This is a genomic window from Bacillus cereus group sp. N12 (genome assembly GCF_016483575.1).
In the GTDB taxonomy this organism is placed as follows: domain Bacteria; phylum Bacillota; class Bacilli; order Bacillales; family Bacillaceae_G; genus Bacillus_A; species Bacillus_A toyonensis.
Map to the genome: position 1 here is coordinate 1 of NZ_JAEHBO010000072.1, position 21837 is coordinate 21837.

Below are 21837 nucleotides of genomic sequence, written 5' to 3' on the forward strand. Positions count from 1 at the left end.
CATCAGCTGTAAATTTAACCATAGAAAAACTGCACCTCCAATTGTTAGACGGTGTCTAACAATTGGGGTGCAGTTCATTACTTGTGCTCTTTTTTATTTACTTCAAACAACATGTTTCTAAATAGTGTATTCAAACTCTCAATATCAATCCCTAATCCCTTTTCAATCCCTTTCACGTATTGCTGATAATAACCAATTTGTTCTTCTAAAAATTGATTTAACACCTGAATTTTCAATCCAACATCTAATTCCGTACCCGCTTTTTTCTTTATTAACAACTTCTCAATCTCATTCAATACACTACGTTCTATAGATAGTTCTGTAATCAATCGATTAAATTCTACTGGAGGTAATGTCCCTTTCTCTTCTAGCCACTGACAAGCTAAAATAGGACGTAATACATAAAAGTACTTTTTCAATTTTACATTCTCGCCTTGCAAAAATTCACGATAATTTTTTGAAGCCATATGTAAGTAATGATATATCGTTGCTTTTGGATCAAAATTCTTTTCACTCATTTGCTGAAGGTGCTCTGGAAAGTTAGAGTTTTTCGAATAAAAAATTGGTGATCGAATCCACTCAAGTAAAGCTGGGTTTGACTTTCCAAACAGTTGTAATGCCTTTTTAATATCCCAGCCACTTATATCTAAATCATCACTAATCGGATACTCAATTACATCTCGTTTATCATGAATTGATAAATACCACTCTACCGGATGCATATAAACAAATCTAACATCATAATCACTATCTTTCGATGGAAATCCCCAAGCACGACTCCCTGATTCCACTGCAAATAAGATTTTCACCTCATTCTCTTTTTCAATTCTTGCTAATTCCGCTTTAATTTTCTCTCTCATTTCATACCCTCTCCATTTTTTGATTATTTCCTTGGAAATTCGACAAATATATTACTAAGCTTACTACATACTAAAATAGCTGTCAGAAAATTCCCGACAGCCTACCAAAATCCCTTATTTTTTACTTGTTCTTTTCTGTTACACTAACCGCAATTCGTTCAAACTCTTTTTGAATTTCCTCTTTATATGCATCCACTTTTGAAAAATCCATAGCAGCAATATAAATTCGTTCTAATTTATCACGAACTGATTTTGCTTTTGCTAAGAAAGACATCGCCTCATTCATTTTTGCTTTATATTGAATGGAAACGTCACGAATTTCTGTAGCATACTTCTCATCCGTCCCCGGTTTAACAATAAGAGCATACATATCTATAATCTCATCACCCACGCGACTTGGAAAATATTCATGTGGTGCGGTACTATCAAAAATTGCAAATCCTAATTCTCTTACAATAACCATATCAAGACTATTCGGGTCAAATCCGCAATGATATACTTCAACGTCAAAACCTTTTTCTTCTGCTGCCTTCGATAACTTTTTGAGCATTGTTGATTTTCCAGAGCCCGGGCGTCCTTTTATAAAATAACGATGTGGCAATCCTTCTGTTAAATTAGGAACAAAATCAACTGCTCCTTTCGGTGTAGCTGCTCCTAAAAAGCGATGTTTCACAAGCGATTGTTTCCCTCCTTTATCTGTAAATAGCTTCTGAATCAGCTGATCTGTTAGTTCATTTGCTTTATTAAAATCAATGTTATTAATATATATTTTCTCCCACTCATCATGTATAATTAGCGCCTCGTGAAAACAAGCGTAAGCAGTTTGAAAAGCTTTGCTTGCTTCTGAAACAAATCGTTCAATTTCCACCTTCTGCTTTCTTAATTTATCTGAGTCCCAAGCAACCCCTAAATTGATATACTCCTCAACAACTCCTGGCATTTTTGGCTCGATAACATGCGGAGATGTTCCATCAACAATTCCTACTTTTAGCTTCGGGATAATTACACCATCAACCGATTTATTATCGGAAGAACAATGCAAAAGCTCAATATCATATCCTTTTTCAACCCATTCACGACCTATTGCCTTAATTAAAGAAGATTTTCCCGTTCCTGGACCACCCTTTAAAATAAACAACCTATCTAGCCCTTTTAAATTCTCTTCGTATAAATTATGAAATCCTCTAGCTGTATTACCACCAGCATAATAATTTAACATATTCCCTGTCACTGCACTCACTCCTTCGCAACAGTCTACTTACATAAGCTACAATATGCGAGCAACTTTATTTGGGTGAACACCTAATTTGTATTGCATGAAAAAAGGAAATGAATTACAATTTGAATATCATGAATATTTCGAATTCCGAAACTGAATAAACCTTTATCAAGAGAGGCAGAGGGACCGGCCCTTTGAAGCCCAGCAACCTCAGTTTATAAGAACTGAATAGGTGCTAATTCCTGCAAAATGCATTGCATTTTGGAAGATAAAACGCAACTAGTATGTAAAGCCCATCTTTCTTGATCATGAAAGATGGGCTTTTTATTATTTGAAAAACATATATTGGAGGTATTTAAAATGAAAGTAATTGATCTATCACAAACGTTTGAAAATAATATGTCTCAATTTCCCGGAACACCAACAATCCAACTAGAAACCATTACAAGCGTTGAAGAAACGGGATATCAAGTTACAGATTTCCATTCGGTCGTTCATGTCGGTACACATTGCGACGCTCCTGCGCATTTTATTTCTGGTGCAACAACGATTGATCAATTGCCCCTTGATCAGTTTGTAGGTGAAGCAGTTCTCATCGATGTCACTCATGTTCAAGAGAGAAAACTCCCTAAAGAAGTATTGCATAATGCCGACATAAAAAAAGACGATATTGTCATTTTCCATTCTAATCTATCTAATAAATGGAATACAGAAGCTTATGAGAAAGAAGCATTTTATCTTTCCGAAGAATTAGCTGAAGAACTAGTTGAATTAAAAGTAAAATCAGTCGGTTTAGATTTTATTTCTCCCGATGAGGTAACGACAGAAACATCACCCATTCATCACATACTGTTAGGCAATAATATTTTCTTAATTGAAAACTTAACAAATCTAGATGCTATTAAAGCGAAACGTTTCTTTTTCTCAGCAGCACCTTTAAAAATTAAAAATAGTGACGGTGCTTTCGCAAGGGCATTCGCTGTTATTTTTTAAAATATGGACTACAAAAAAGCAAAGATCATCACTGACCTTTGCTTCTATATTTTTTATTTACATTAAGGAAAAATTGTTCCAACCGGGGACGTACCCAAGCTAAATAATCTTTCTCTTTCTTCTTTGTACAAGCTATCTCTTCCCCATCTACCATTCCAACAAGTTCTAGCTCTAACAGTTGCCTCGTGAATGCTAGTATATTTACTTCTTCTGCTGGATACTCTTCTTTTAATTTCTCCTCAATTTCTCCCAATAAAAAACCGTCACGCATCATTGCCAATGCATCAATCCAAAGTGGCGGCATTTCATATTTTTCTCCTGTAATTGTATCTTTTACAATATAATTCTTTTGCTCTTTTCGAAATTGAATCGTGTGTAAGCATACAGTCGAATTTAATGTTAATTCCATCAATACCACCTCTTTCATCATATCTGCATAGAAAAAAGGATGCGCGGGCACCCCTTCTTTTCTTTTCATAACACTACCGAACCGTTACATGAGTAACCAATCTCATGTCGATATTTTCCTCCATTATAAACGAAGTATTTTATAAAAAAAACCCTTCTTGAAACATTTTATAAAATGTTTATATTTACACAACAAGAACACTTTTCTGAAAAATCTTTTCTCCCAATACATTAAAAGGTCGGCAAAAAAATTTCTACTTTCGTTCCTACTCCTACACTACTTTGGATCGTGATACTCCCTTGATGTTCCTTAATAATTTTATATGTAATCATTAACCCAAGTCCTGTACCAGTCTCCTTTGTTGTGTAAAACGCCTTGCCGATTTTTTCTAACTTCTCATTCTCTATACCAAATCCTTGGTCTTCAACAGAAATACACAAATGTCCTTGCGTTTTTTGATATGCACGAATATGGATTTCTCCACCCTCTGGCATTGATTCTATTCCATTTTTAATGATATTTAATAACACTTGTTTTAATTGCTTGTCATCACCGTTTATAGCCGGTAAATTCCCATCTACTTGTAAATGACATTTAACTCTATATTGCGTTGCATAACTTTCCATTAGATGCACAACATATAGAAGGATGTCTCGTATATTACACCTTTCATAATTTGTTGGCTTTGGTTTTCCTAACAACATCAATTCACTAACAAATCCATTGACTCTTTCAATTTCTTGTAGCATAATGTCGTAGCTCATCGTATCAGTTGGATTTCTTTCTTTTTGCATTTGCGTAAACCCCTTCAAAGCCGTTAATGGATTTCGGATTTCATGCGCAATCGTTGTAGACATAGTCCCAATTACAGCTAAATTTTCCGTCTCTTTCATATTGTTCATCATTTCAACAACCGTTCTTACATAAGATTGAAATCGTTTCAACAAAGAATGTGAAATAATGAAATAGAATACACATAAGACAAGCGGAATCACAACTTTTAGATCTTGTAGTATCAATGTAAAAAGTACGTACTTTCCAATTACACTAAAGGAAACTAAATAAAAATATTTTCTATTCACGAAAACCGGTGCAAATAAAATTAATAACATTTCTACCATACTACCATGTTCAAAAGCTCTATCCGTTCGCAAATAAATCATTAAATTATTTATAAGATTGATAAACATGTAGCCAAATAAAAATAAATATTTTATAGAATATACATAACCTCTTTTTTGAAGATACATTGAAATAGGGAATAATGCTATTACAAATATATATACGCCTATCCCAAGGCTTCCTTCTGGCCACCCTACCGTTGTTCCATTAATATTCATAGCAGGATATACAAAATAATATATAGCGTCATATGAAAAGAATATAATATAGAATAATAATATAAATACCTTTAAAGCTTTTCTTTCTTCATAAATCAAGCTCTTGTATTTGTTCATATAAAAACTCCCCTTGATCGATACGAAAAAAAATCCCCACCGTTATCTCCTTAAATTATAAATATGAAATTGCTTTCAGGGCAATACGTAACCTTATAATACTAAAAAGGAAGGAGACTTCTCCTTCCTTTCTAGTCACAACTTATATCCATCTTACCCTATCATGTAGCAGTCCATCCGTAATATCATTATGCCCTATTACAAAATCCTTCATATATAAATTTAAATATTCACCGTACTTACTTTCTGTATTTAATAATAATTCCTCGACATAATAAGCACCTTGTCCAAAGTGATCTAAAAGTAAACTACACAAACCTGCATAAATTCCGCACCCTACTTGGAAGTAAGTTGCATTCGTTTTATATTTATGAAAAACTTGGCTACTATTCATTACGTTATACATATACGTCTCGCCATTTTCATAAACGAGTAATACACCTACTAGATCCTCTCCTGCAACCTCTTCTTCCGCTGGATTGAATACTTTACGATTCCAGTTCCATAAATCTTCTACCTTATCTAAGTTCTGTCTAATTACATTTGTTGTATACTCATTAATGCGGTAAAGAAAACCAACTTCCATGTTGAAATTTTTCCCTAAAATTAAAACTTCCTCATGTGGCATTAAGCAACCATAAAACTCTCTTTCTCCTAACTTCACTTTATACTCTGAAGCATATACATCCTCATAAAAATAAAGAGGACGATGATGACTCATATACATCGGATAACTCCATATCGCTTCGTCTAGAAATCGCTCTACTGCCCATGACGTATAAAGTGTATACGGCTTTATAAGTGCCGTATCATTCAAAAACGACGTATCATGTTCTACAATATAGCATGCTTGTGGCTGTTCATTCGGCCGTTCTTTCATAAGTTCAACAACCATCCATTGAACAACACCTGGATTCATACCTGAACCTATAATCGCTTTTGTATTTGTAAATTTTTCTTTCTCCTTCTCAAACCTCGTATATCGTTCCGTAAGCTGAAATCCAAGTAAACTATCGTCCTGATCTACTGCCTCATTTTCCAAAGCTGAATTAATATAAAAGATTCCAAGTTCATTACAACAGCTCAGTACCCTGATCGTATCTGCACCCGAAACATCAATAACAACACTCGTACTTTTTTCTGTTAAATGCTGTTTAAATTTCACTACATCTTGAAGGTCTATTTCATATAATGACAAATGACCTTTCAAATTTGGAAACAACTCATCATAATAAGCCCTATCTTTTTGTTTTATATCAACCAAATGAAATGTAACATTCTTTATCACTTCATAAATTGGATCTTTTTCATTTGCTATCGCTTGATTTAAAATTGCTAAAACTGCCTTCGCTGCTCCACCAGCACTACCAAGTAATGTAATCGATAACGAATTTGGAAACGGCTCCACAAATAAAACCCCTTTAGTAAATTAGTTGAGCAGTTCTTCCTCAAAAAATAAATTGAATACATCAAAAGGTGGCTCGTACATATTTTTTATAATTTAGCACAAGATTGCCTCTTCAAAAATCATACTAACATAATTTATATTCAATTCATTTTTCCCCTCATATCCAAATCGAACTAAACAAACAGGCCCGACCTTTCCTTCTGCATATAAAAGAAAAAGCCAGCCCTTTCAACTAGCCTACGGACAATGGACAGATTTTACATGTTGAATATTCACATACATTTTTGCATCACGCGCTTTTAATATTTCAATATGTCCTTCATCGATCTTCGCCATTTTTCCAATTTTATTGGATTCCTCACCTAAATCGAACACCATAATCTTTCCATACATTTTAATAAGTTGCTCCTCAAACGTTCGGGCTAACGTAATATTTAATGGATTTACGGGGAGTTCATTTTTATTGAGGGAATAAGGCACTTGGTTTTCTTTATACGGAATTAACCATTTTAAGTGCTTTAAAGATATATATACAGTTTTATAGACTGGACTATAAAAAACAATATAATCGTTCATTACACTTGTAACATATCCATGTATTGGAGCATTACCTGCTACATAAATTTCTGTGAAAATCCCTTTAGATGTGCTTAGTACTTTCCTCAAAGAAATTGAAGGAGATTCCCTTTTAATTACAGAATCTACATCAGGTTTTAATATTTCTTCATCATATGGTCTTAAAAACTTATAATATTGGATATGATATAAAGATATATATACGTAGTCTTGTCCATTGTAAAGAACAACAATATCATTTCCTACATCGATTAATACGCCTTTAAATCTCTTTTCACCAATTAATTTAACATATATATTTTCTCCAATACTTTTGTGTAACTCATTCATCTATATCCTCCTTCCTATGAAATTACAATTTCCCTTTCTTTTATTCTAAAAATAATCAGGGGCAATGTTCTGTTTTTTAATAGTAAGAAACCCTTTTTCATATATCCAAAAATAATTACAGAGAAATATGAAATCATTCTTCATTTTCAATCATAATGCCCCTTTTATTTATTAAACATTATTCTTCTTCATTCTTTTTGTTTTTAACTATTTGACTCACACTCTTAATATGGGAATTAATCACATAAATGACCTCATCACCATTAACTAGTGTAATATTTCCATCATGTATATCACTTAATAAACCTTCCACACACTCTGGTCCACCACGATTAATCTTTATCCATTTATACTTCAAGTCATTTAATGCATCTAAAAAAGTATCTTCTTCCGCATAAAAACATGAACCATATTCTCCTTGTGCCTCTTTCACTTTTCTGACTAGACTCTTCACATGTTTCAGTTGATAATACACTAATTCTCCATGAGGTAATTGTAGTGTAAGGTAATCTTTTCCTAACAATGACAGTACACCTACTCGACTTTCCGGTCCACGAAGATTTACTTTTACATTCTCACCAACTAAACCTTTGATTTGATCACAGCATAATACACTCTCCAATTTTGTACCCTCCTTTCTTATTATCTTCCTCTACTTGATTGTCTTTGTGCACGAGCGCGACCTGAATTATTGCTGTTTTCATTACTTTTCTCATCGCTACTCTCATCACTACTCTCTCCACTTACTGGTGCATTATAATTAACACTCTTAATATGAGATAGTGCAATTAATACAACTTCTTCTTTAATAATCAATGTTACATAACCGCCAGAAACATCTTGTAAAATACCTTCAATTTTCTCTGGTCCACCACGGTTAATTTTCACCCAGCGGTATTTGAAGCTTTGAAGTAGCGTTTCAAAGTCTTCTGCAATGTCTTCTTCCACCCATTCTAAATCACCTACTCCACCATCTTTCGTATTTTGGGTAATGCTTTTCAGATGGCGAAGCTGGTAGTAATGGCTCTCTCCTTTTTCATTCTCTAATCCGAAGTAGTCCGCACCTAATGATACTATTGTTCCTTTTTGAGATTCTGGTCCACCTCTGTTCACTCTTACATAAGATCCAATTAAGTCTTTCAAAAAATCCCAATGAAATAAACTCACGAGAAAACCCCTTCCATTAATTTATAAGCTTTTGCACTGATAGTATATGTATCTGTACAGGTTACGTTCTCTATGTTTGTCCTAGCTCGAAAAAAATATGCTTTTAACATGGTAGACTACTACCTATCAAAATTCTAAGAAATCCTGAGGGCTCCTTAGGATTTTGATGTCTTTAGATAAAAAAATCCCGTATGAAGATACATTTCTGCATATCTTCATACGGGATTTCCTAAAGTTTAGTCTTCGTCTTTAACGTCCATATCTTCTGGAATTGGTTCGTTTAATATTTCTTCCACTAATTGTTTATATTTCTCCATTTGTTCTAAATGCGTGTTGAATTGTTCTTTATTTAATAAATATTGCTCTCCATCGAATAGCGCACGAACTTTCTTTTGCTGAATTAGCTCTTCAATATACGATTTTGGTAAATTCAAATACTCCGCAGCTTCTTCTATTGTTATATACAATGCGTTCATTCCTTTATTGTTTTTTCATATATACTGTATCTTACTTTATTTTTGTAAACAAATAAAAAAGATTTTGTAAATGCAGTTTAAAAAGCAGGTAGAACCATTCCATATATTGTATAATAATATAGTAAGTATTTTTTTAAATATAGAATGGTATCACCCATTTACACAAAGGAGAGTTAACATATGGCTACTCGTCACATCATTACAATGTTAGAAAAAACATTACAAGTTGAAACAGAAAATACAACTTCTCATTTAACTACATCTTTATCTGATCGTATTCTTTCTCAAGGCGTAGCAATACACGAAAACAATTGTTATCATACAATTGGTGAATGGTACAAAAATCATTTCTTATTCCAACAAGATGATTTTCTATGGGCTAAATATGCTTTCTACGACGCATATTGTGAAGCGATAAAAAAACAAGGGCATCTTACAAAACGCGTTCGTCAAATATTAGAATCATTGGCTCGAAAACATGGAAAACAATACATTGCTTCTATACTAAATATGCCATTTCCTAATGAACGAGCAAAAGGAACAGCGTAAACAAAACATAGATTCATTGTTTTCTAGACTGATTTACAAATAAAATGTTCATGTCATATGAACTGATGAAACCGGTGTCATAATAATGATTGAAAATATAGTAAACAGGAAAACCCCCATTTACATCTCTCGTCTATTTGAATAGAGAAGTAAATGGGGGTATACTTGTACCTTTATCCGGCTATTTTTGGGTAGTAAAAGCCCGATTGGTGAAGGTTAATAATCAGTGCAGGATAGCCCCCACTGATTAAAGTTTCACTTTATTATTTCATCATTTGCTTTATCAATTTTCGATTTCGTTTTTTAAATACTTCATTATGCGAAGAAACCATTCCGTACTCACTTGCATCTGGCTGAATAAATTGTTTCGCTTTATTCACAGCATTTCCAGCATCTTGGAATGCTCCCGCAATTAAATGCAATTTCCCATCATGTTTCAAAATATCTCCCGCAGCATATAATCCATCTACAGAAGACTCACTATTTGCATTACCTGCAATATAAAAATTATCTATAATCGCAACGTCCAACTCACTATTTTCTAATAATGTAATGTCACGTTCATATCCATGATTAATAATAACTTCATCAATAGGTAAATGAGAAACTTCACCTGTCTCATGATTCGTTAATTCTACATATTCAATCGCTTCATGATTATCACCAGCAATTAATTTTGTAATCGATGTATTCAGAAAACACTTCGCTGAGCTGTTCATTAGTTGTTTTACTTGTGCTTCATGACCAGATAATTCTTCTTTTCTATATGTTACATACACTTTTTTCGCGATTGGTTCTAATTCGTTCGCCCAATCAACGGCAGAATTTCCTCCACCAGAAATAATGATCGTTTTATCTTTGAAACGCATTAAAGATTTAACTGTATAATTTAAATTCGATACTTCAAATCGCTCCGCACCTTCAATCGATAACTTTTGCGGTTTCAATATACCGCTTCCAGTTGCGACGATAATTGTTTTTGAAAAATGTTCTTCGCCAGTACTTGTTTTTAACGTAAAAGTTCCATCTTCATTACGAATAATTGATTCTACTTTTGTATTTAATACAACTTCCGGTTTAAATGTTAGCCCTTGCTGTACAAGTTGTTCAATTAATTTATCACCTGTAACTGGCAATAGCCCTCCTACATCCCAAATCATCTTCTCCGGATAAACATGTATTTTTCCACCTAACTGTGGTTGAAATTCTATTATTTTCGTTTTCATCTCTCTAAGTCCACTATAAAAAGCTGAATAAAGCCCTGCAGGTCCTCCGCCTATTACAGTTACATCAAACAATTCTTCTCGATTCATTCGTGCTCACTCCTCAGCTATCAATCATTGATTATCATTCTCAATAAAATATAACCTGTTTCCGCAAAATTTACAAACAAAATTACTATTGACAATACACCTATATAAAATTATATTATTTAAAGAATCAATAGTGATAATCATTATCATTTTGTTAATAATTAGCAAATTGAGATTACATCTTCTTTCATTAATATGGTTAATACTATATTATAAAATCTCACATTCAAGATTTTTAATAAATTATTTTGCATTACCACTACTCTTTCAAAAAGATTGCAGTTAAACAAATTATTGTATACACATACATCTACGTTAAAGGAGAAAGACGATGAAAAAGTTATTTATTTCACTAACAGTTCTTTTCGTTCTTGTTATGAGTGCTTGTAGCAACGGCTCTACAGACAAAAAGAACGATGCAAAAGGTAGTAAATCAGAAACAATTACATACCAATCTGAAAATGGTAAAGTAGAAGTTCCTGCAAATCCAAAACGCGTTGTTGTTTTATCAGCATTCGCTGGTAACGTAATGTCATTAGGAGTAAATGTTGTTGGGGTAGATTCATGGTCTAAACAAAACCCACGTTTTGATAGTAAACTTAAAGATGCTGCTGAAGTATCAGATGAAAATGTTGAAAAAATCGCTGAACTAAACCCTGATTTAATCATTGGTTTATCAAATATTAAAAATGTCGATAAGTTAAAGAAAATTGCTCCTACTGTAACATACACGTACGGAAAAGTTGATTACTTAACACAACATTTAGAAATCGGTAAGTTATTAAACAAAGAAAAAGAAGCAAAAACTTGGATTGATGATTTCAAGAAACGTGCACAAGAAGCTGGTAAAGAAATTAAAGCAAAAATTGGTGAAGATGCAACAGTATCTGTTGTTGAAAACTTCAATAAACAGCTTTATGTATACGGCGAGAACTGGGGCCGCGGAACAGAAATTCTGTACCAAGAAATGAAATTAAAAATGCCTGAAAAAGTAAAAGAAAAAGCTTTAAAAGAAGGTTACTACGCATTATCTACTGAGGTATTACCTGAGTTTGCTGGTGATTACTTAATCGTAAGTAAAAACAAAGATACTGATAACTCCTTCCAAGAGACAGAATCATACAAAAACATTCCAGCAGTAAAAAATAATCGCGTATACGAAGCAAACATGATGGAATTCTATTTCAATGATCCACTTACATTAGATTTCCAACTAGACTTCTTCAAGAAAAGCTTTCTTGGTAAATAATACAAACATGAGGAATTCTTAATTTAAGAATTCCTCTTCCTTTATTCTATGAACAGAAAAGATGTGAAACGAATGACAAAAGATCATGACAATCCACGTTCTATAGCTTTTACATACAAACTAATTTTGAGCATAATTGCATTCTTTCTAATTTTTATGGTTGCAATGGTATTAGGGGCTGCAGATACTTCTATAAAAGACGTATGGTTAGCACTCACTTCCTCGGCTCAAGGAGACAAAATATCTATTATTCGTGAAATACGTTTACCACGTGAAGTTGCTGCTATTTTTGTAGGGGCTGGACTAGCCGTTTCTGGGGCAATTATGCAAGGTTTAACACGAAACCCCCTTGCAGACCCTGGCTTACTTGGGCTAACGGGTGGCGCAAATGCTGCACTTGCACTAACACTTGCTTTCAACCCTTCCATAAGCTATCTGTACTTAACATTAGCTTGCTTTATCGGGGCTGCGGTAGGGGCAATTATGGTATTTGGAATTGGTATGGTGAAAAAAGGCGGACTTTCTCCTCTTCGAATTGTATTAGCAGGTGCTGCAGTTTCAGCATTTCTACTCGCAATTTCAGAAGGAGTCGGCATTTACTTCAAAATTTCACAAGATGTATCACTTTGGACTGCTGGAGGGGTGATTGGAACTACTTGGAGTCAATTGAAAATTATTATTCCAGTCATTTCAATAAGTATCTTTATCGCTATCTTATTTGCAAGAAAATTGACAGTCCTTAGTTTCAGTGAAGAAGTTGCTGTTGGACTCGGTCAAAAAATCATTGTTATTAAAACAATTTTGTTTATCATTATTATCTTACTTGCTGGTGCTTCTGTGGCGCTTGTCGGAAATATGGCATTTATCGGTTTAATGATACCTCATATGGTGCGTCCTATTGTTGGTCCAGATTACCGATTTATTATTCCGATGTCAGCAATTGCTGGTGCTTCCTTTATGTTACTTGCAGACACAATCGGACGTACAATTAATGCTCCGTATGAAACACCCGTTGCTGCTATCGTCGCAATTGTAGGATTACCATTCTTCCTATTTATTGTTCGTAAAGGAGGAAAAACATTCTCATGATGCCATCTATTTTAAGAAAACAACGTCTTATTATACTCGCATTACTTATACTAACTATTACAACCATTGTAATTGGAATGGGACTCGGTTCAGCATCTTTATCTTATGATCGACTACTCCCAACGCTAATGGGACAAGGTTCATTTAAAGAAGAATTCGTTTTATATTCTTTAAGACTACCTAGAATTATCATTACAGTATTAGCTGGTATGGCACTCGCTTTATCAGGTGCTATCCTTCAAGGCATTACACGTAACGATTTAGCTGAACCTGGTATTCTCGGGATTAACTCTGGTGCTGGTGTTGCTGTTTCTATTTTCTTTTTATACTTTCCAATAGATGTAGGTTCATTTCTTTATTTACTACCAGTCGTTGGATTTATCGGGGCTTTTCTTACAGCTGTTTTAATTTACGTATTTTCATATAGTCAATCAACAGGGCTTCAGCCAATACGATTAACATTAACCGGTATCGGTTTTTCATTTGCACTATCTGGAGCAATGATTGTCCTTATTTCATCTGCTGATCGTATGAAAGTCGACTTTATCGCCAAATGGATTGCCGGAAACATTTGGGGAGATGATTGGATCTTCATTTTCGCAATGCTCCCATGGTTAATCGTATTAATTCCATTTGTTTTCTATAAAGCAAATCGATTAAACATTTTAGCATTAAACGAACCAGTCGCAATCGGCGTTGGAATTGAAATTGAAAAAGAACGCAGATACTTATTAATTGCAGCCGTTGCACTTGCAGCTGCAGCAGTTTCCGTAACAGGAGGAATTAGCTTTATCGGGCTGATGGCTCCTCATATCGCAAAATCTTTAGTAGGCCCAAGACATCAAATCTTCATGCCTATCGCCCTTTTAATCGGCGGATGGCTATTACTATTAGCAGACACAATCGGACGAAACATCGTTGAACCTAACGGTATTCCAGCAGGTATTGTCGTTGCTTTAATTGGTGCTCCTTACTTTATGTATTTATTGCTTAAGAAAGCATAAAAAACACCCTCAAGAGTGCAATCTTGAGGGTGTTTTCGTTTCATTCTACTGCTGCCCATATCCTTCAAACTTCTTCGCTAAATTCTCCATCTCATCTTCTGGCAATAACTTCGGTTCTCCGACGCTTTTCGTTTGATAATAAATTTGCGCACAAAACTCAATTTCTTCCGCAACAGTAAATGCCATTTTTATATTATTTGCACCTGCAATTAAACCGTGGTTCGCAAGTAATACTGCACGGCGATTAATCATGCCTTCAAAAGCAGCCTCTGCTAATTGCTTCGTACCAAATGTTTCATACGGTGCACAGCGTACATTCGGGCCTGCGAAAGCAATTAAATATGAAACAGCAGGAAGCTCCCACCCTAATGATGCAATCGTCTTCGCATAAGGTGAATGTGTATGCACGAGCGCATTTATATCTTCACGATTCCTATAATAAATAAGATGCATATCTAGTTCACTTGACGGTTTTCTCTCACCTTCTACTACTTCACCATCTAAGTTTAATATAACTACATCCACGGGCGTTGTTTCATAATAATCTAAACCACTTGGGCTAATTGCAACTAGGCCTTGTTCACGATTGAAAATACTAATATTTCCGCCGGTCCCCTTTGTTAAACCGCTAGAAATCATTTTCCTTCCGTACGCTACAATTTCTTCTCTTTCTTTTTGTAATAACATATACATCCCCCTAAGTATGAAGCTTATGATGACTGACTTTTATATTTATCTATTTATTGAAATAGCTTTTTTAAATTCTCCGTAAACGGTGCCTTTACAATCCCTTTTTCTGTAATAATCGCTGTTACATTTTCATATGGAGTAACATCAAACGCTGGATTATATACTTTACTTTCTTTCGGAGCAGAATATTGTCCGAAGCGATTAATCACTTCAAAGGCATCTCTTTCCTCGATCGGAATTTCTTTTCCTGTCGGTGTTTTTAAGTCGATTGTCGGTGTTGGTGCTGCTACATAAAACGGAATGTTGTAGTACTTAGCTAAAATAGATACGCCTAATGTGCCAATTTTATTTGCTACATCACCATTTGCTGCCACACGGTCACATCCAACGATTACTGCATCAATCTTCCCTTGTGACATGACCATAGCTGCCATATTATCGGTAATGACTGTTACATCAATTCCCGCTCGCTGTAGTTCTAATGCTGTTAACGTTGAACCTTGTAATCTAGGTCGTGTTTCATCAGAGTAGATTTTAAGGTCCCATCCTTTTTCTTTCGCTAAATACATTGGAGCTGTCGCAGTACCATACTTAGTCGTTGCTAACGCACCTGCATTACAATGAGTTAATAATCCCATGCCATCATGGAATAATGTTAATGCATGTTCTCCAATTTGACGGTTAATTTCTTCATCTTCTCTATGAATCTCTTTTGCCTCTTCTAACAATCTATCTTTCAACCGTGCAATCGATAAGTGAACATTATCTATCGCTACACTTTCCATTCTTTCCAGCGCCCAAAATAAATTTACTGCCGTCGGTCTTGATGTTGCTAAATATGCACATACCTTTTTTACTTCTTCAATACATCCTTCTACCGTACTTTCAGCAAATTCCTTTACCCCTAAATACACACCATACGCTGCTGAAACCCCAATTGCTGGTGCACCTCGCACTTTCATGACTTGAATTGCATCCCACACACTTTCAGCTGTTTTGAAAGATTCATAGACAACTTCGTTCGGTAATAACGTTTGATCTAATAAAACTAAAGCATCATCTTTCCATTGAATTGGTATTAATTGCTCTTTCATCATTTTCTCTCCTTACTTCGCGCTATGAATGGACTGTTTTTTTAACGTTTCTACAAAACTCGTACCTGTTTTATATTGATTCGCTCGTAAAATAAACTTCTTCGCTACTTGAAGACAAATTCGCTCCGCTCTAGCACGTGCTTCATCATTCTCAATACAAGTAATATCCTTTACTTTCGCTAATCCAACAATACGACGAATTAACTCAAGACCCGTCACTGCAGCTGTATCCTCTAACACAAATTGTAAATATACGCCATTAAAGCCTTCTTCCTTCGCCATAATTTCTGTCACATGAATATCCCAAGCAACTAAAAACTTCTTCTTAAATAAATCAATTACCTCTACCATCGTCGTTTTTAGCCAATCCATATACGTATCTTTTTCAGCTCCAGGTAACATCGTTGCATCTGCATTCACCCAAGCAAATATTAAATTCGCCATTACATTCCCAATGTCATATCCCATAGGTCCATAAAAAGCAAACTCAGGATCAATAACTTTTGTAGAATCAATTTTTACGAAAACAGAACCAGTATGTAAATCACCGTGAAGCAACGCCTGCGCATTCGTCATAAAAGAAAACTTAAGTTTCGCTACTTCCATACGAAGCTCTTTATCACTATAAATATGCTCTCTAATCCATCCTTCATTTAACTGAAATAACTCATTACGTTTATTATGATTTGTAAATGGTTCAGAGTATACGAGGTCCTCTGTAATCTCACATAACTCTGGATTTATATAATTCTTCATAAGTTCCTTCTTCTCTTTATGATTCATTACAACATCTGATGTTAATAGAAGAGTATTTACCATAAAAGTAGTTAAATCTTCAGCAAGCCTCGGAAATATTTGATGATTTATAAGTGCTGTACGTAATATTGTGTGATCTGATAAGTCCTCCATCACGCAACAATTCATCACACTATCAAACAAATATACTTTTGGAACAAGCCCAGGTGCTAACTCCTCCTCTAACTGCAAAACATCTGATTCTATACGAATACGATTCGTCGACAACTTAAACTCATCTGAAATACGTGCTGTATTCCCGGCCTGCTTTACGATGACAGACATGGTCTCTTTTTCATCCCAAACGCGGAACACATAATTTAAATTACCATCACCTATTTCTTTACACTGTAACCCCTTTGCATGTTCAAACTTAGATATTTTCTCTTTCACATATGCAATTACATCTTTATCTTCCATTAAAAAATACTTTGTGAACTTAGACATGGTTTCTCCTCCCACACTAATTGTAAGCGTTTTCTAAAGGCTATAAAAAAATAATAGGTTGAATGTTTTTCATCCTATATTATATATTCTTCTTTTTGAAAGATATATCTAGATTTTATTATATCTTGTTAGCCCTTTGAGTCAATGTTTCTAATTATCATTGCAATATACTTCCTAATTATATATTTGAGCGGACAAAAATTGTTCAAAAAGATTCCGATTCATTTTATTTTATTTATCGCACAATTCTTTGTAAAATAGAAATAAGCAGTTCCTTTTCAAATCTACAACTTCCAAGAAATATCTCCTTCCTAAGAATTTATACTTACACCATATCTCTAACATACACACTACTCTTTCAAACACTCATTGAAAATTTATGACATGAAAGTTACCTTTTCATTCCCTAACAACCTTAATTGAGAATAAATATTAATTAAATTGGTATAAAGTTGGTTTATTCTCTTGACAAAATAACCACTTCTATATGATAATTAATATCGAATTAGAATTATTATAGTTAATTAAAAAATATATTTTATGAGCAAACTATTTTTTGATGCTCAAAACCAACATTTAGGAGGAAATTTAATATGTTATTAATCGGCACAGAAGTAAAACCGTTTAAAGCTAATGCTTACCATAATGGAGAATTTATCCAAGTTACTGACGAAAGTTTAAAAGGAAAATGGAGTGTAGTTTGTTTCTACCCAGCTGACTTCACATTCGTTTGCCCAACTGAACTTGAAGACTTACAAAACCAATATGCAACTCTAAAAGACTTAGGCGTTGAAGTATACTCTGTATCTACAGACACTCACTTCACTCACAAAGCATGGCATGATAGCTCAGAAACTATCGGTAAAATCGAATACATTATGATTGGTGACCCAACTCGCACAATCACTACAAACTTCAACGTTTTAATGGAAGAAGAAGGTCTTGCTGCTCGTGGTACATTCATCATCGATCCAGACGGCGTTATCCAATCTATGGAAATCAACGCTGACGGTATCGGCCGTGATGCAAGCATTCTTGTTAACAAAATTAAAGCAGCTCAATACGTACGTAACAACCCAGGTGAAGTTTGCCCAGCTAAATGGCAAGAGGGTTCTGCAACACTTAAACCAAGCCTTGACCTTGTAGGCAAAATCTAAGGAGTTCGATCAAAATGATACTAGATGCAGATATAAAAACACAACTATCCCAATACCTTCAGTTAATGGAGAACGATATTTTACTTAAAGTTAGCTCAGGAGACGATAATGTATCTAAAGATATGTTATCTCTAGTAGATGAATTAGCTACTATGTCATCAAAGATTACAGTAGAAAAAGTTGAACTAGAGAGAACACCAAGCTTTAGTGTAAATCGCCCTGATGAAGACACTGGTGTAGTATTCGCTGGTATTCCATTAGGACACGAATTTACTTCATTAGTGTTAGCTTTACTACAAGTTAGTGGACGTGCTCCAAAAGTTGAACAAAAATTAATCGATCAAATTAAAAACATTCAAGGCGAATATCATTTTGAATCTTATATCAGCCTAAGTTGTCATAACTGTCCTGATGTTGTACAAGCTCTTAACGTAATGAGCGTTCTTAACTCTGGTATTACACATACTATGATTGATGGCGCTGCATTCAAAGAGGAAGTAGAAAGCAAAGACATCATGGCAGTACCAACAGTTTTCCTAAATGGCGAATCTTTCGGAAGCGGTCGTATGACACTTGAAGAAATTTTAGCTAAAATGGGTAACGGTCCAGATGCATCAGAGCTTTCTGATAAAGATCCATACGATGTTCTTGTTGTTGGTGGCGGCCCAGCTGGTGCAAGTGCAGCAATTTATGCAGCACGTAAAGGCATCCGCACTGGTATCGTTGCTGAGCGCTTCGGTGGTCAAGTAATGGATACTATGGGTATTGAGAACTTCATCAGCGTAAAACGCACTGAAGGTCCTAAGCTAGTAGCAAGCCTTGAAGAGCACGTAAAAGAATACGACATCGATGTAATGAATCTACAACGTGCGAAACGTTTAGAGAAAAAAGAACTTATTGAAGTGGAACTTGAAAACGGCGCTATTCTGAAAAGTAAGAGCGTAATCGTTTCTACAGGTGCTCGCTGGCGTAATGTTGGCGTACCAGGTGAAGCTGAGTTCAAAAATAAAGGTGTAGCATACTGCCCACACTGTGACGGTCCATTATTCATCGGAAAAGATGTAGCAGTTATTGGCGGAGGTAACTCTGGTATTGAAGCAGCTATCGACTTAGCAGGTATTGTTAAGCACGTAACTGTTCTTGAATTCATGCCAGAATTAAAAGCTGATGCTGTATTACAAGAGCGTCTTAACAGCTTACCAAACGTAACTGTTCTGAAAAACGTTCAAACGAAAGAAATCACTGGTACTGACAAAGTAAACGGTATTTCTTACATCGATCGTGAAACTGAAGAAGTTCATCACGTTGAATTACAAGGTGTATTCGTTCAAATCGGTCTTGTGCCAAACACAGACTGGTTAGGCGAAACAGTTGAACGCGCTCGCGGTGAAATCGTAACAGACAAGCACGGCGCTACAAACGTACCAGGAGTGTTTGCTGCAGGTGACTGTACAAATAATCCGTACAAACAAATCATCATCTCTATGGGTTCAGGTGCAAACGCTGCTTTAGGCGCATTTGATTACTTAATCCGTAACTAATAAAAAAAGCAGGTGCCTTAGCATCTGCTTTTTTATTATCCTAACGTATACACTAAAAACCTCTCATTCCCATTCTTCTCATAAGCACCTGGCAATCTAACTTCTTTCTTCAGCTCAAACGCAGTCTGATTTTCTAAGAAGAAAATATAGTCCTCAGAAGGATAATATAAAATAATATCCACTTCTCTCCCCGTTTCTTCTACTGAAAGCAAAATGTTATTGACTACATTCATAAACACTTGCACAGAAAACGGATTAAAGAAATAAAACCTATTATCATGTGGATCAATCTCATATTCCTGCGCTAAACAACATTGGAATTGAATTTTCCCCTTACTGTTTCGTGCCTTTCGTGCATAACGATCTCTATTATCCATCGCTTCTTTATAAAACTCTTCATTCATTTCAATTCCAACTGCTGAAGCACCACATTTATGATGCATATAAAAGTTTAATCGCCCTTTTCCGCACCCAAAGTCTACAATTCGGTCGCTACTTCGTATTTCATATTGATTCAATAACTCATCTAACCCGCTATACGGCGTCGGTTCATAGCGGTGATAATGCATAGACTTGTTAAACCCTTTTTGCTCACCGACTGTTTTTATATGTAAAACTGCATCGTAATATTGTTCGTTCATTCGTTTTCTCCTATTAAAAAATGGTACTTATTATTATACACCATGTACTGGAGGCTCATTTTTCATCAAATTAATAGGTCCGTGAAATTATACCAACGATTTTCTTAATATATCTATCATAACTCAAAATATATCAACGGTTTTTCAAATATATCGATTTACAGACAATTCACGATAAAAAAACAGGAGCTCTCTAGCCCCTGTCTTCTAACACTTTCAATACAGTTTGCTTCAATATTTCTACCCCATCCATAATACAACTATGATCAAACCTCATATACGGATGGTGTAATCCAGGTTGTAGATCTGCTCCTAGTCCAAGCATGACAGCTTTTAAATGTGGTCTCTTCACTGTGTAGTAATGGAAGTCATCGCTTCCTGTCGTATAAAGCGGCCCTGTGCATTGCTCTTCTCCATACACTTCGAGAATGCCTTTACGCATGTAACGCTCCGCTTCTTCTGACACCTCTGCTCCTGGAGCAAGATCAATCCATTCGTATGAAGTTTTCGATCCCATTGATGCGGCTGATTCTATTACATGCTCTATCTTTTTCTTTAATTCTTCTAATAATGTATTATTCTCCGCTCTTACATCTAAGCTAAAATGACCGTTACCTGGAATGATATTTAGATTATCTCCACCAGCTTGGCACCGCGTCATCTTCACTGAATATGAACTTTGTGGCGGCAACCATATATTTTTCAAACCGATATTAATCATGGAAATGACATCAATTGCATTCACACCTTGGTGTGGTCTTGCCCCATGTGCATCCTCCCCATGAATCATACCCTCTAGAAATCTTGCTGCTCCGTGACGAATAGATGGGGCTGCTTGTTTCAAAGATAATTCTTCGATTGGTCGTAAATGGACACCGAATAAGAAATCAGCATCATCTACAGCACCTTTCTCTACCATCTTTAAAGCACCATTTCCCTTCTCTTCTGCCGGTTGAAAAATAAATCTAACCGTTCCACTATCCCATCTCATATTTTTCAATTGTAAAATAAGCCCCATTACAATCGTCATATGAGCATCATGACCACACGAATGATTCGCTTTAAATTCTCCATCTACTTCTTGCCAAAGTGCATCCATATCAGCACGAATCGCAATAACCGGGTTCCCATTCCCAATCTCAGCGATTACGCCTGGGCAATCATCAAATGTTTTATATGAAATTCCTTCTTCTTTTAAAAAGTTAGTAATATAAGCTGTCGTTTCATACTCTTTCCAACTTACTTCAGGGTTTTCATGTAAATGCTGAAAAATTTCCGTTAAACGCTCTTGTAGTTCTAATGTTTTCAAAGCTCCATTCTCCTTCCCAAATTACAAACCATTCAGGTTAATTATACTTATGAAAAACAGATGT

The 21837-nt window shown here is 35.1% G+C and carries 22 protein-coding genes and 1 riboswitch; of the genes, 7 read left to right on the plus strand and 15 right to left on the minus strand.

Features of this window, described 5'->3' with window-relative positions; translation table 11 throughout:
• Positions 1-77: 77 nt before the first annotated feature.
• Together JDS92_RS23860 and JDS92_RS23865 are read right to left on the minus strand one after the other, a co-directional pair.
• Positions 78-860 carry a nucleotidyltransferase domain-containing protein gene (locus tag JDS92_RS23860; RefSeq protein ID WP_098711271.1) on the minus strand — a complete coding sequence of 261 codons (783 nt, stop codon included), beginning with the start codon at positions 858-860 and terminating at the stop codon, positions 78-80.
• Between the two features lie 121 nt (positions 861-981).
• Positions 982-2091, minus strand: coding sequence for a PRK06851 family protein (locus tag JDS92_RS23865; RefSeq protein ID WP_098911533.1), 1110 nt, complete (start codon positions 2089-2091; stop codon positions 982-984).
• A 150-nt stretch (positions 2092-2241) separates the two neighbouring features.
• A riboswitch (SAM riboswitch) is annotated at positions 2242-2354 on the plus strand.
• A gap of 85 nt (positions 2355-2439) precedes the next feature.
• Between JDS92_RS23865 and JDS92_RS23870 the strand changes: the two genes are divergently transcribed.
• The gene (locus tag JDS92_RS23870; protein WP_000862992.1) at positions 2440-3072 is read left to right on the plus strand and encodes a cyclase family protein; all 633 of its coding nucleotides are present in this window, start codon (positions 2440-2442) and stop codon (positions 3070-3072) included.
• Between the two features lie 28 nt (positions 3073-3100).
• On the opposite strand, the gene JDS92_RS23875 is transcribed toward JDS92_RS23870, so the two are convergent.
• The 7 genes from JDS92_RS23875 to JDS92_RS23905 all read right to left on the minus strand — a co-directional run bounded on the left by JDS92_RS23875 (position 3101) and on the right by JDS92_RS23905 (position 8895).
• Positions 3101-3481 carry a hypothetical protein gene (locus JDS92_RS23875; protein ID WP_000424106.1) on the minus strand — a complete coding sequence of 127 codons (381 nt, stop codon included), beginning with the start codon at positions 3479-3481 and terminating at the stop codon, positions 3101-3103.
• A gap of 230 nt (positions 3482-3711) precedes the next feature.
• Complete coding sequence (locus JDS92_RS23880) at positions 3712-4938, minus strand: ATP-binding protein (protein ID WP_097953932.1); 1227 nt, start codon at positions 4936-4938, stop codon at positions 3712-3714.
• Between the two features lie 142 nt (positions 4939-5080).
• Positions 5081-6346 carry an S-adenosylmethionine decarboxylase related protein gene (locus JDS92_RS23885; protein ID WP_098711269.1) on the minus strand — a complete coding sequence of 422 codons (1266 nt, stop codon included), beginning with the start codon at positions 6344-6346 and terminating at the stop codon, positions 5081-5083.
• A 237-nt stretch (positions 6347-6583) separates the two neighbouring features.
• Positions 6584-7252 (minus strand): LSm family protein, encoded by a 669-nt coding sequence (locus JDS92_RS23890; protein WP_001003899.1) that lies wholly within the window; start codon positions 7250-7252, stop codon positions 6584-6586.
• Positions 7253-7430: 178 nt separating this feature from the next.
• The gene (locus tag JDS92_RS23895; RefSeq protein WP_000446700.1) at positions 7431-7874 is read right to left on the minus strand and encodes a hypothetical protein; all 444 of its coding nucleotides are present in this window, start codon (positions 7872-7874) and stop codon (positions 7431-7433) included.
• A gap of 20 nt (positions 7875-7894) precedes the next feature.
• Positions 7895-8419, minus strand: coding sequence for an LSm family protein (locus JDS92_RS23900; protein ID WP_000051642.1), 525 nt, complete (start codon positions 8417-8419; stop codon positions 7895-7897).
• Between the two features lie 236 nt (positions 8420-8655).
• The gene (locus tag JDS92_RS23905) at positions 8656-8895 is read right to left on the minus strand and encodes a helix-turn-helix domain-containing protein (RefSeq protein ID WP_002037874.1); all 240 of its coding nucleotides are present in this window, start codon (positions 8893-8895) and stop codon (positions 8656-8658) included.
• A gap of 180 nt (positions 8896-9075) precedes the next feature.
• On the opposite strand from JDS92_RS23905, the gene JDS92_RS23910 reads away from it, so the two are divergent.
• Positions 9076-9444 carry a hypothetical protein gene (locus JDS92_RS23910; protein WP_000235486.1) on the plus strand — a complete coding sequence of 123 codons (369 nt, stop codon included), beginning with the start codon at positions 9076-9078 and terminating at the stop codon, positions 9442-9444.
• A 263-nt stretch (positions 9445-9707) separates the two neighbouring features.
• Here the strand turns inward: JDS92_RS23910 and JDS92_RS23915 are convergent, their stop codons facing one another.
• Positions 9708-10757 carry an NAD(P)/FAD-dependent oxidoreductase gene (locus JDS92_RS23915; protein ID WP_199632634.1) on the minus strand — a complete coding sequence of 350 codons (1050 nt, stop codon included), beginning with the start codon at positions 10755-10757 and terminating at the stop codon, positions 9708-9710.
• Between the two features lie 331 nt (positions 10758-11088).
• Here JDS92_RS23915 and JDS92_RS23920 point away from each other — a divergent pair, with 331 nt between their 5' ends.
• Genes JDS92_RS23920 through JDS92_RS23930 form a run of 3 tightly spaced genes read left to right on the plus strand, consistent with a single transcriptional unit; the run spans position 11089 to position 14099 of the window.
• Complete coding sequence (locus tag JDS92_RS23920) at positions 11089-12006, plus strand: iron-hydroxamate ABC transporter substrate-binding protein (protein WP_000732566.1); 918 nt, start codon at positions 11089-11091, stop codon at positions 12004-12006.
• 48 nt (positions 12007-12054) lie between these two features.
• Positions 12055-13095 carry a FecCD family ABC transporter permease gene (locus tag JDS92_RS23925; RefSeq protein WP_002105669.1) on the plus strand — a complete coding sequence of 347 codons (1041 nt, stop codon included), beginning with the start codon at positions 12055-12057 and terminating at the stop codon, positions 13093-13095.
• Positions 13092-14099 carry a FecCD family ABC transporter permease gene (locus JDS92_RS23930; protein ID WP_000982878.1) on the plus strand — a complete coding sequence of 336 codons (1008 nt, stop codon included), beginning with the start codon at positions 13092-13094 and terminating at the stop codon, positions 14097-14099. The genes JDS92_RS23925 and JDS92_RS23930 overlap by 4 nt, the downstream gene beginning before the upstream one ends.
• Positions 14100-14144: 45 nt before the next feature.
• Here the strand turns inward: JDS92_RS23930 and JDS92_RS23935 are convergent, their stop codons facing one another.
• From JDS92_RS23935 to mtnK, 3 genes are read right to left on the minus strand one after another with little or no spacing between them, the layout of a single operon-like run.
• Positions 14145-14786 (minus strand): L-fuculose-phosphate aldolase, encoded by a 642-nt coding sequence (locus JDS92_RS23935; RefSeq protein ID WP_000926572.1) that lies wholly within the window; start codon positions 14784-14786, stop codon positions 14145-14147.
• A 53-nt stretch (positions 14787-14839) separates the two neighbouring features.
• Entirely contained in the window at positions 14840-15883 is a 1044-nt protein-coding gene (gene mtnA, locus JDS92_RS23940) for an S-methyl-5-thioribose-1-phosphate isomerase (protein WP_141555989.1), read from the minus strand.
• Between the two features lie 12 nt (positions 15884-15895).
• The gene (mtnK, locus tag JDS92_RS23945) at positions 15896-17125 is read right to left on the minus strand and encodes an S-methyl-5-thioribose kinase (RefSeq protein ID WP_199632635.1); all 1230 of its coding nucleotides are present in this window, start codon (positions 17123-17125) and stop codon (positions 15896-15898) included.
• Positions 17126-17718: 593 nt separating this feature from the next.
• On the opposite strand from mtnK, the gene ahpC reads away from it, so the two are divergent.
• Positions 17719-18282: an alkyl hydroperoxide reductase subunit C gene (gene ahpC / locus JDS92_RS23950; protein WP_000924420.1), complete on the plus strand. Its 564-nt coding sequence runs from the start codon at positions 17719-17721 to the stop codon at positions 18280-18282.
• Between the two features lie 14 nt (positions 18283-18296).
• Positions 18297-19823 (plus strand): alkyl hydroperoxide reductase subunit F, encoded by a 1527-nt coding sequence (gene ahpF / locus JDS92_RS23955; RefSeq protein ID WP_000599520.1) that lies wholly within the window; start codon positions 18297-18299, stop codon positions 19821-19823.
• 35 nt (positions 19824-19858) lie between these two features.
• Here the strand turns inward: ahpF and JDS92_RS23960 are convergent, their stop codons facing one another.
• Together JDS92_RS23960 and JDS92_RS23965 are read right to left on the minus strand one after the other, a co-directional pair.
• Positions 19859-20464, minus strand: coding sequence for an SAM-dependent methyltransferase (locus JDS92_RS23960; protein WP_001005626.1), 606 nt, complete (start codon positions 20462-20464; stop codon positions 19859-19861).
• Positions 20465-20657: 193 nt separating this feature from the next.
• Positions 20658-21773, minus strand: a complete 1116-nt coding sequence (locus tag JDS92_RS23965; RefSeq protein WP_000853539.1) for a M20 peptidase aminoacylase family protein — start codon at positions 21771-21773, stop codon at positions 20658-20660.
• Between the last annotated feature and the right edge of the window lie 64 nt (positions 21774-21837).

What these genes read in the sequence shown, in the direction of transcription:
- JDS92_RS23860 (WP_098711271.1), bottom strand. Translation starts at nt 860, where the DNA reads ATGAGAGAGAAAATTAAAGCGGAATTAGCAAGAATTGAAAAAGAGAAT.
- JDS92_RS23870 (WP_000862992.1), top strand. Translation starts at nt 2,440, where the DNA reads ATGAAAGTAATTGATCTATCACAAACGTTTGAAAATAATATGTCTCAA.
- JDS92_RS23875 (WP_000424106.1), bottom strand. Translation starts at nt 3,481, where the DNA reads ATGGAATTAACATTAAATTCGACTGTATGCTTACACACGATTCAATTT.
- JDS92_RS23880 (WP_097953932.1), bottom strand. Translation starts at nt 4,938, where the DNA reads ATGAACAAATACAAGAGCTTGATTTATGAAGAAAGAAAAGCTTTAAAG.
- JDS92_RS23890 (WP_001003899.1), bottom strand. Translation starts at nt 7,252, where the DNA reads ATGAATGAGTTACACAAAAGTATTGGAGAAAATATATATGTTAAATTA.
- JDS92_RS23905 (WP_002037874.1), bottom strand. Translation starts at nt 8,895, where the DNA reads ATGAACGCATTGTATATAACAATAGAAGAAGCTGCGGAGTATTTGAAT.
- JDS92_RS23910 (WP_000235486.1), top strand. Translation starts at nt 9,076, where the DNA reads ATGGCTACTCGTCACATCATTACAATGTTAGAAAAAACATTACAAGTT.
- JDS92_RS23915 (WP_199632634.1), bottom strand. Translation starts at nt 10,757, where the DNA reads ATGAATCGAGAAGAATTGTTTGATGTAACTGTAATAGGCGGAGGACCT.
- JDS92_RS23920 (WP_000732566.1), top strand. Translation starts at nt 11,089, where the DNA reads ATGAAAAAGTTATTTATTTCACTAACAGTTCTTTTCGTTCTTGTTATG.
- JDS92_RS23925 (WP_002105669.1), top strand. Translation starts at nt 12,055, where the DNA reads ATGAACAGAAAAGATGTGAAACGAATGACAAAAGATCATGACAATCCA.
- JDS92_RS23930 (WP_000982878.1), top strand. Translation starts at nt 13,092, where the DNA reads ATGATGCCATCTATTTTAAGAAAACAACGTCTTATTATACTCGCATTA.
- JDS92_RS23935 (WP_000926572.1), bottom strand. Translation starts at nt 14,786, where the DNA reads ATGTTATTACAAAAAGAAAGAGAAGAAATTGTAGCGTACGGAAGGAAA.
- mtnA (WP_141555989.1), bottom strand. Translation starts at nt 15,883, where the DNA reads ATGAAAGAGCAATTAATACCAATTCAATGGAAAGATGATGCTTTAGTT.
- mtnK (WP_199632635.1), bottom strand. Translation starts at nt 17,125, where the DNA reads ATGTCTAAGTTCACAAAGTATTTTTTAATGGAAGATAAAGATGTAATT.
- ahpC (WP_000924420.1), top strand. Translation starts at nt 17,719, where the DNA reads ATGTTATTAATCGGCACAGAAGTAAAACCGTTTAAAGCTAATGCTTAC.
- ahpF (WP_000599520.1), top strand. Translation starts at nt 18,297, where the DNA reads ATGATACTAGATGCAGATATAAAAACACAACTATCCCAATACCTTCAG.
- JDS92_RS23960 (WP_001005626.1), bottom strand. Translation starts at nt 20,464, where the DNA reads ATGAACGAACAATATTACGATGCAGTTTTACATATAAAAACAGTCGGT.